The 8,715-nt window shown below is 60.7% G+C and carries 7 protein-coding genes; 5 read left to right on the plus strand and 2 right to left on the minus strand.

All coding sequences use genetic code 11. The features are described from left to right. Nucleotides 1-5 precede the first annotated feature (5 nt). Nucleotides 6-590: a YqgE/AlgH family protein gene (locus C0V97_RS04140; RefSeq protein WP_127101001.1), complete on the minus strand. Its 585-nt coding sequence runs from the start codon at nt 588-590 to the stop codon at nt 6-8. A 124-nt stretch (nt 591-714) separates the two neighbouring features. Between C0V97_RS04140 and C0V97_RS04145 the strand changes: the two genes are divergently transcribed. Together C0V97_RS04145 and C0V97_RS04150 are read left to right on the plus strand one after the other, a co-directional pair. Then, nucleotides 715-1,467: an SDR family NAD(P)-dependent oxidoreductase gene (locus C0V97_RS04145; RefSeq protein ID WP_127101003.1), complete on the plus strand. Its 753-nt coding sequence runs from the start codon at nt 715-717 to the stop codon at nt 1,465-1,467. After that, nucleotides 1,460-2,362, plus strand: coding sequence for a PPK2 family polyphosphate kinase (locus C0V97_RS04150; protein WP_233581959.1), 903 nt, complete (start codon nt 1,460-1,462; stop codon nt 2,360-2,362). The genes C0V97_RS04145 and C0V97_RS04150 overlap by 8 nt, the downstream gene beginning before the upstream one ends. Nucleotides 2,363-2,486: 124 nt before the next feature. On the opposite strand, the gene C0V97_RS04155 is transcribed toward C0V97_RS04150, so the two are convergent. Then, the gene (locus C0V97_RS04155) at nt 2,487-3,257 is read right to left on the minus strand and encodes a DsbA family protein (protein ID WP_127101005.1); all 771 of its coding nucleotides are present in this window, start codon (nt 3,255-3,257) and stop codon (nt 2,487-2,489) included. Nucleotides 3,258-3,457: 200 nt separating this feature from the next. Here C0V97_RS04155 and C0V97_RS04160 point away from each other — a divergent pair, with 200 nt between their 5' ends. The 3 genes from C0V97_RS04160 to C0V97_RS04170 all read left to right on the plus strand — a co-directional run. Next, nucleotides 3,458-4,906 (plus strand): gamma-glutamyltransferase, encoded by a 1,449-nt coding sequence (locus tag C0V97_RS04160; protein ID WP_233581960.1) that lies wholly within the window; start codon nt 3,458-3,460, stop codon nt 4,904-4,906. Nucleotides 4,907-5,088: 182 nt separating this feature from the next. Beyond that, nucleotides 5,089-6,132 (plus strand): recombinase RecA, encoded by a 1,044-nt coding sequence (recA, locus tag C0V97_RS04165; protein ID WP_127101007.1) that lies wholly within the window; start codon nt 5,089-5,091, stop codon nt 6,130-6,132. Between the two features lie 555 nt (nt 6,133-6,687). Next, nucleotides 6,688-8,715: TonB-dependent receptor (locus C0V97_RS04170; protein ID WP_127101009.1), on the plus strand; the 2,028-nt coding region annotated here is incomplete at its 3' end.

The raw sequence follows: 8,715 nt of genomic DNA on the forward strand, positions 1-8,715 counted from the left end.
GCGCCTCAGGCATGCCCGACAAGATTGGACAATGAAAGCGGGTCGATATTGATCGTGGCGAGCGCCTTGCGCCATTTGGACAGGTGATTGATCCCGTAGATCAGATCATCCGACGCCGGGGCACTCAGCCAGGCATTCTGACGGATGATCTCGTCTTCCAGCTGCCCCGGCTCCCACGAGGCGTGACCCAGCGCGAGCAGTGCCTGTCGAGGGCCTTCGCCCTTGGCGATCTCGTGCAGGATGTCCAGGCTCGCGGTCAGGCAATTCTCGTTATTCACCACCAGGCTATCGTCGCGCTGCCAGTCTGCCGAGTGCAGCACGAAGCCACGCGTCGGCTCTACCGGCCCACCGGCGCAGAGATTGATGCGACGCTTGGGCGGTGAGGGGGTGATTTCGAGCTGGTCGAACAGGGTTTCAAGCGTCGGGTGCGGCACGCGCTTGTTGATGATCAGCCCCATGGCGCCATCCTTCTCGGAATGGGCGCAGAGATAGATCACGCTTCTGGCAAAGTCTGAATCGCCGAGGACGGGGCTCGAAATGAGGAGGCGCCCCGTCAGCGCATCGGTGGACGTTGTGAAATCAGAAGCCATGGGAGAAAATGTCGGCCATTGGATGGGGTTTTGCAAGTCCGGGCAATTCGGCAACCATCACGGACGTGACCCGTCAGAACGGGAGCGACATCCGCATGACCCTGAGGCAGAGAGGAAAAAGACGATGGCAGTTATTCTCGTGACAGGTGCAACGGCCGGTTTCGGTCGGGCCATTGCTGTACGTCTGGTGAAAGAAGGGCATCGTGTGATCGGCACGGGCCGTCGCGCCGATCGTCTGGACGCCCTGCGTCGTGAACTGGGCGACGCGTTTCTGCCCCAGGTGCTGGATGTGACCGACGCAGGAAAGGTGGCTGCACTGCCGGAGACCCTGCCAGCGGACTGGCGCAAGGTCGAGGTGCTGATCAACAATGCCGGGCTCGCCCTCGGGGTTGGTAAAGCCCAGGATTCCAAGCTGGAAGACTGGAAAACGATGATTGACACGAATGTGACGGGTGTTGTCGAGGTTACCCGCGCGTTTCTTCCACAAATGATCGAACGCAACCACGGCTATATCATTACCCTTGGCAGTATTGCCGGCACCTATCCCTATGTCGGGGGTAATGTGTACGGTGCGACCAAGGCGTTTGTCGCCCAGTTCATGCGCAATCTGCGCACGGATCTTCTGGGCACGCGTATCCGTGCGAGCACGATCGAACCCGGTCTGTGCGGTGGCAGCGAGTTCAGCAATGTCCGGCTTCGCGACAACCAGAAGGCTGCGGATGTGTACAAAGGCACTGATCCGCTGACGCCCGAGGATATTGCGGGAACGGTTTCATGGCTCCTCAGCCTGCCCCCCCACGTGAATATCAACGCCATCGAAATGATGCCTGTGTGTCAGGCAGCTGGTGGTCTTGCAGTGGATAGAAAAAGTGACTGAACTCACTCTCGGCGTGGCCCGTAAACTCCCCGGGCGTTACCTCATCAAGGATGGACGCGACTTCGAGCTCAAATCCGTCAAGCCTGACGACCATGGCGGGCTCGGAAAGGACCATGTAGAGGCCTGGCTGACCAAGCGGCGCGCGCATCTGGGCGCGCTGCAGGAGCGTCTGGCTGCGGAGCACAGGCATTCTCTTCTGGTGGTGCTTCAAGGCATGGACGGGGCCGGTAAGGACAGCCTGATCCTGAACGTCATGACAGGCATGAACCCGCAAGGCACGAAGGTCGTCTCGTTCAAGAAGCCGAGTGACATAGAGCTCTCGCATGATTTCCTCTGGCGTGTGCACATGGCCATGCCGGGGCGCGGTCAGGTCGGGGTATTCAATCGCAGCCATTATGAGGATGTTCTCGTGGCGCGCGTCCATGCCGATACGCTCAATACGAATGGTATGAAGGGTGATCCTGGCAAGCCCGAATTCTGGAATCATCGTCTCCAGGATATCCGGGATTTCGAGGCCTATCTGAGCCGCCAAGGCATCCATATCCTCAAGGTAATGCTCCATATGTCGCCTGAATGCCAGCAGGAGCGTCTGCTCCGGCGTCTGCATCGGCCTGACAAACGCTGGAAATTCGATGAGAGCGATCTGGCGGAACGCCGCTTCTGGCCTGCCTATCAAACAGCCTATGAAGAGGCGATCCGGGCGACGGCCTGCGAACACGCACCCTGGCTCGTCGTGCCTTCGAACAAGAAATGGTTCTCGCGCTTGGTCGTGATGGAAGCGCTGATCGAGAAGCTCGAAAGTCTGAGTCCGGAACCACCGCCACCGTCGCCGGAGATTTTGAAGAATCTTGAACGGCTCGAGGCGAAGATCAAGGAATGCACAATTCCCAAGTGAGGAAGACGGGGCTTTGCCCCGCTTCCCCTCCGGGAGGGCGGTTTCTCATGGGTGGCCGCCCGACGACGAGGGGTTCACGGCTCTCGATCCCCGCTGGGATCGGGGCTGAAGTCGGGTCCCGGCTTTAGCGCGCGGCGCTGCGCGCGGTCTTGATCTGGCTGCGCATTTCTTCGCCGGAGATGGCGCCCGGGATAATTGCGCTGGTGCCGAATACGAAGGTGGGCGTGCCGTCCAGGCCGATCAGACGAGCTTCCGCAAGATTTTCGTTGATCTGCGCGGCAACGCTCGAAGCGTGCATATCGGTCACGAGCTTGTCGGCATTCAGGCCATTGGCGGTTGCAAGCTGGCGAATACGGTCCAGGGTAGGGGGCGTCGTATCCTGCATCAGTGCGCGCTTCATCTTTTCATAGCCGCCTTGAAGGGCGGCGGCGAAGATGGCCTGGGTATCGAGCACGCTCTTCTCGCTCAGGACGGGGACGAGCTTCTCGACAAGGCGCAGCTTGGTGTCTGATTTCAGCAAAGCGTCGACCACGGGCACCATGCTGCGGCAATAGCCGCAACGCGGATCGAGGAATTCCACGATTGTCAGATCGCCCTCGGGGTTGCCACGAATTGTGTAGTCGGGCCCCTTCTGCAGGCGCTCGCGATCCGATTTCACATGGGTCAGCGCGTCATCGGCAGCTTTCTGCTGAGCGCCCTGGCGCAGGGCGACGATGGCGTCGCTCAGGATGCTCGGATCGTTCTTGAGGGCGTCGCGCAGGATCGAGACGATCTCGGCACGTTGCTGGGGCGAGAAACTGCTCGCGGGTTCGGCGAGGGCGGGGATGCTGGTCGAGGCGCTCAGACCGAGGGCCAGAAGGGCGCCGGCGAGCTTGGTGCGGGTCGGGCGGGTCATGGGGCGATCCTGCAAGGCGTAAGACAAGGAGGTCCTGAATAGGACAGGGCGGGCGATTTCGCAAAACCATCACGATGCTGGCAGGTTGCCCATCGTCCGGATCACGGTTAGATGCGTTAACGAACCCAATTTCCTGTCGGTTGCTGCTTCGACCCCGGAGACATCCTGACTGGAACAGAAGAGAGAAGGCTTGCCGGGTCATGGAGACACAGCACGTGGCGCATCGTCGGACGACCGCCTCCCGGACGACCGCTCCCCAGCCGATGGCAGGGCGTCGTACGCGCACGGTCGGCCTGCGTACAGCCTGCGCCATGTCGGCAGCCGTGCTGCTCGCCGGGTGCAGTGACGTCTCGCATATCGGGCACAGCCTGTTCGGCAAGACCACGCCCATCGTGACCGGCTATATCGGCACGGTGGTGGCCGATGAGCCGCGCGCCGCCCTGGTTGGGCGTGACGTGCTGGTTCACGGGGGCAATGCCGCAGATGCCGCGGCCGCTGTGGGTATGGCGCTTTCCGTGACACTGCCGTCGCGCGCCTCGCTTGGCGGTGGCGGTGCGTGTCTCGTCAGCCGAGGCAGCGAGGCGCCGCAGGCGTTCGTCTTCCTGCCCGCTGCGCCGCCGGCGGCGGCATCCGCCACGCGACAGGCGGCGATCCCGATGACGCCGCGTGGGTTGTTTACGATGCAACTGCGCTATGGCTCTGTCGAATTCGCCGATCTGCTCGGGCCGTCCGTGCGTCTGGCCCGCAGCGGCACCACGGTCAGCCGTGTTCTCGCGCAGGATATCGCGGCCGTTTACACGCCGCTTTTCGCAGACGAGGCCGCGCGGACAATCTTCAGCCGTCCCGATGGGGCGCCATTGCAGAATGGCGATGCACTGGTGCAGCCGCAGCTGGCGAGCTTCATTGAGCGCATGACCAATCTGGGCGTGGGCGATCTTTATAATGGCGCGCTGGGCAGTATTTTTGTCGATGGCGCGAACCGCGCCGGAGCCGGTCTGACCACCGCGTCGATGCGCACGGCCATGCCGATGCAGCTTGCGGCCCTTCAGGTCGAGCAGGATGGCTACACAGCGTCGTTTCTGCCGCCGCCCGCCGATGGTGGTATCGGCGCGGCAGCGGCCTTCCATTCAGGGGCCTCGGCTCAGGGCGTCGTGGGCACGTGGCGCAGCGAAGACCGACACGGCCTGAGCGGTGACGCGCTGCTGAGCGCCGCCCAGACGCTGGTCAATGCGGGATCGAGCCGCTCTGGGGCTCTGCCCGCGCTGCCTGCCTCGACCTCTTATGTCGTGACCGATAACAAGGGCGGCGCGGTTGCCTGCGCCCTGACCGACAACAATCTGTTCGGCACCGGACGCATTGCCGATGGCACGGGCGTTCTGCTGGCCGCAGCACCGGGACGCTACCCGACGCCGCTGCTCTCGGCAGCGATCCTGCAGCGCCGTGGCTCCCTGGTTGCGGCATTGGCCGCGTCTGGCCAGAACGATGCCGCCGATGCGCTGGCACAGGCTGTTCATGCGGCAGTATCCGGCACGACGGTACCGCATGAGGGCCAGGGCCGCGTCAATGCCTCGCTCTGCCATGGCGGCATCTGCCAGGGCGATACGGATCCCCGTGGGGGCGGCCTGTCGGTCGGTAGCGTCAACAACTGACTATGAACCCCGGAAATGCCCCCTCCTTAAGGGGGCATTTTCGCTTCTATCCCCCTTGTGCAAAAGGGGTTTGATCATGATATGTTCCCCAGAACAAAAGTGAACGATCAACACGAATCGCCTCGTGGCTGATTGCCGATCCTGCAGGTTTCGGCGAGACTGACGAGAGCGGAGGACAAGAGATGAGCGTGGACAGGACGAAAGCACTCGAGGGTGCGCTGAGCCAGATCGAACGTGCTTTCGGCAAGGGCTCGATCATGCGTATGGGGCAGCGCCCCAAGGAGCAGGCCGATGTGATCTCGACGGGGTCGCTGGGCCTCGATATCGGGCTTGGCATCGGGGGGCTGCCGCGCGGACGTATCATCGAGATCTATGGTCCGGAAAGCTCGGGCAAGACCACGCTCGCCTTGCATGCCATCGCAGAAGCCCAGAAAAAGGGGGGGACCTGCGCCTTCATCGACGCCGAACATGCGCTCGATCCTGGCTATGCCCGCAAGCTGGGCGTCGATGTGGACAATCTGCTCCTCAGCCAGCCCGATGCCGGTGAACAGGCGCTCGAGATCGCCGATACGCTGGTACGATCGGGCGCAGTCGATGTCCTTGTGGTCGACTCCGTCGCCGCCCTCGTGCCGCGCGCCGAGCTTGAGGGCGATATGGGCGACAGCCATGTGGGCCTGCATGCCCGTCTGATGAGCCAGGCCCTGCGCAAGCTGACCGGCACTGTTTCGCGCTCGAACACCATGGTTATCTTCCTGAACCAGATCCGCATGAAGATCGGCGTGATGTTCGGGAATCCAGAAACCACGACGGGCGGTAACGCCCTGAAGTTTTATGCCTCTGTGCGTCTCGATATCCGTCGTATCGGCTCGATCAAGGACCGCGACGAGGTGGTGGGCAACCAGACCCGCGTGAAAGTGGTCAAGAACAAGATGGCCCCGCCTTTCCGTCAGGTCGAGTTCGACATCATGTATGGCGAGGGGATCAGCAAGGTCGGCGAATTGATCGATCTGGGTGTCAAAGCGAATATCGTCGAGAAATCGGGCGCTTGGTTCTCCTATGACAGCACCCGCGTTGGCCAGGGCCGCGAGAACGCCAAGCAGTTCCTGCGCGATCACCCTGAGATGGCGGCTGATATCGAACGACGCATCCGTGAGCAGGCTGGCGTGGTGGCCGAGGCTCTGATGACCTCGCCCGACGAACAGCAGGATGACGACGGCGAGGTCTGATCCTGCCGCGCCTCAAGGGCCTTTTCCTGGCATGAGAAGGCTCAGGAATGAGCGCGCTTTGACATGACGGGGGTGCTTCCACATTGGGCGTTGCCCCACGCCCCACGCTCCATCAAAGGACGGTCGTCCTTTGGAAACCCCTCGGCGGGAAGCGGAGCGGTATCCTGCGCCGGGCACAGGCGGATTCTGCTCGCTTGTGCTCTATGAAAGAGCGCTACCCCAGAATCTCCAAGGCGATCACGCGCTCCTCTCCAGCCCCGTTCAAGGCAGCGGGAGAGCCGGAGCTCTCAAGAAGTCTTAAACGCACATAACAGTCGTCAATGGCGCACAGCCATGCGGAAAGACTGGAATATGGGCTCGCTCCTGCGTGGCTGATCGAGAGGGCTGCAGACCCCGTCAGGCGCCATGGGTTGGAATCCATCACAAGCAAGAGAGAAAAGCGTCAGAACGCCTTTATTTCACTTGCGGAACTAAGTGGCGGCATACCATGGTCATTTCATAACGAAATGTAAACGATCTCCGGGCTTCGCTCGGGTGAGTGACCTGGAGCGCCTCATGGTAAGCTTTCCTTGGCGATATCGGCTGTTCGCAGCGACCCTGCTCTCATGCGCTGTCACCGATTCATGCGCAGCGCGTCTCTGGGCCCGTACGGTCCCGGCAGAAAAACCGGCCAGTGGCCATCACGGCGGTGAGAGGCAACCGGATCGTGTTGGCTCGGTGACGAATATGGCCGCTCTGCCCGAGGAAATCGCGGTGCATGGGGGCATGAAAACGGCTGACGGGGTCACGAATACCACGCCGGGGGGCGGACTCATGCCCCGCGAGACGGCCCCGCGTTCGCAAAGCGGTGTCACGCGTGACTATATTGCCAAGCAGACGCCCTCAACCTCTATCGTCAACCTCATGGCGAGCTTGCCGGGGGTCGTATCAGCCAAAGTGGATCCGTTGGGAATGGCGGCAGGCGACATGATGACCATGCGCGGCCTGACGCAAAGCCAGGTTGGCTTTCTCTTCGAGGGCGCGCCTGAGGCGGATCCTATCAGCTACGGAATCTCTACGGCCACTCTTGTCGACAGCGAGAATCTCGGATCGCTTACCGTGTCCCAGGGTTCGCCTGATATCGATGCGCCGCTGATAAACGCAGCAGGCGGTCAAATTGCGGCCTTCGAGATCGATCCCTCTCACAAGGCGGGTGGATTTATCGAGGGGATGGGAGGTACCCATAGCGGCAACAAGGAGTTCCTGCGTCTCAATACGGGAGATATCGGACATTCCGGCATACGCGGTTTTGCGTCGTTCTCGCATACATCCACCAATAACTGGCGAGGACCCGGGCGGCAGGAACGTTACCACGTTGATTCCAAATGGGTAAAGGAGTGGGGTGACGGTAATAGCGTCAAGGCAGTCTTCGCCTTTACCCAGCAATTCAATAACGGAACGCTTGCGCCGACCTTGGACCAGTGGAAACAATACGGATATAATTACAACCTGTCGGGGCAGTACACCCCCGGCGACGTGACTTATTATGGGTTGTCGCGGCAGAACAACAATATGATCAATGTGATCCTGCCCGCGCATTTTCGCCTGTCCCATGAACTGGAACTGACCACGACACCCTATTTCATCAAGCAATGGGGACCCTCCGATGGTGGAGAGAATATCCCCGTTTCGGGTGGGTATTTCGGGAATGTCCCTTATGGAACGGGCACGTCTTCCTATGAGGCGCTCGACCTTCCGTATCAGACCAACAATATGCTGAGCACGGTTCTACGCGATCCCTGGGAGCAGCGTATGGGCGCGGTCAACACAGCGCTCAAATGGACGCACGGCAATAACAGTCTCACATTTGGCTGGTGGTATTCCTATACGAGCCATGAGGAGCGCTATCAGTTCCTGTTGCTCGATTATGCAGGCAGGAAGGTAGGGGGATATGGCTATGATCCCATCCGTTTTGCCAATGGCGACATTCTGAGCGGCGATAATCTCAATTTCTGGCAGCAGCAGAATGCGCTCTATCTTGCGGATACGCTCAAGCTGCTTCACGGGAAGCTCGAACTCAGCGCTGGGTTCAAGGCCGTCATGCTGCAACGCGAAGGGACGAATAACGTGCCAGGAGCGAGCGCCTGGAAAAGCGGTGGCAATTATTTCGAGCCATTGCCCCAGTTCTACGCCACCTATCACATCGATCCGCATAATCAGGTCTATATCAATGGCACGACGGCGTTTCGCGCGCCTGTTTCGACCGAGGCTTACGTGCCGGACTATGACCCCAATGCCGGGCAGATCTCGGCCGTTGGTAATCTGAAGCCCGAATATACGATCAGCGAGGAGATCGGATACCGTCATTTCGGGTTCTGGAATTTCTCGATCGCTGCGTTCAATCTCAACATGACCAATCACAACATCTCGTCCTCCGGGTATATTCCGGGCTCGACCCTTGTCGTTGCGCTGCCGATCAATGCGGGCGGACAGACCTCACGGGGTATCCAGGGTGAATTCGGCCTGAGGCCCTGGCATCATTTCAGTCCCTATCTGTCGGGCCAGTATCTGCACTCCACCATGGATAACGACTTCGCKGTGAGC

Origin of the sequence: Asaia sp. W19 (assembly GCF_003994335.1) — a bacterium.
In the GTDB taxonomy this organism is placed as follows: domain Bacteria; phylum Pseudomonadota; class Alphaproteobacteria; order Acetobacterales; family Acetobacteraceae; genus Asaia.

What these genes read in the sequence shown, in the direction of transcription:
- C0V97_RS04145 (WP_127101003.1), top strand. Translation starts at nt 715, where the DNA reads ATGGCAGTTATTCTCGTGACAGGTGCAACGGCCGGTTTCGGTCGGGCC.
- C0V97_RS04140 (WP_127101001.1), bottom strand. Translation starts at nt 590, where the DNA reads ATGGCTTCTGATTTCACAACGTCCACCGATGCGCTGACGGGGCGCCTC.
- recA (WP_127101007.1), top strand. Translation starts at nt 5,089, where the DNA reads ATGAGCGTGGACAGGACGAAAGCACTCGAGGGTGCGCTGAGCCAGATC.
- C0V97_RS04155 (WP_127101005.1), bottom strand. Translation starts at nt 3,257, where the DNA reads ATGACCCGCCCGACCCGCACCAAGCTCGCCGGCGCCCTTCTGGCCCTC.
- C0V97_RS04160 (WP_233581960.1), top strand. Translation starts at nt 3,458, where the DNA reads ATGGAGACACAGCACGTGGCGCATCGTCGGACGACCGCCTCCCGGACG.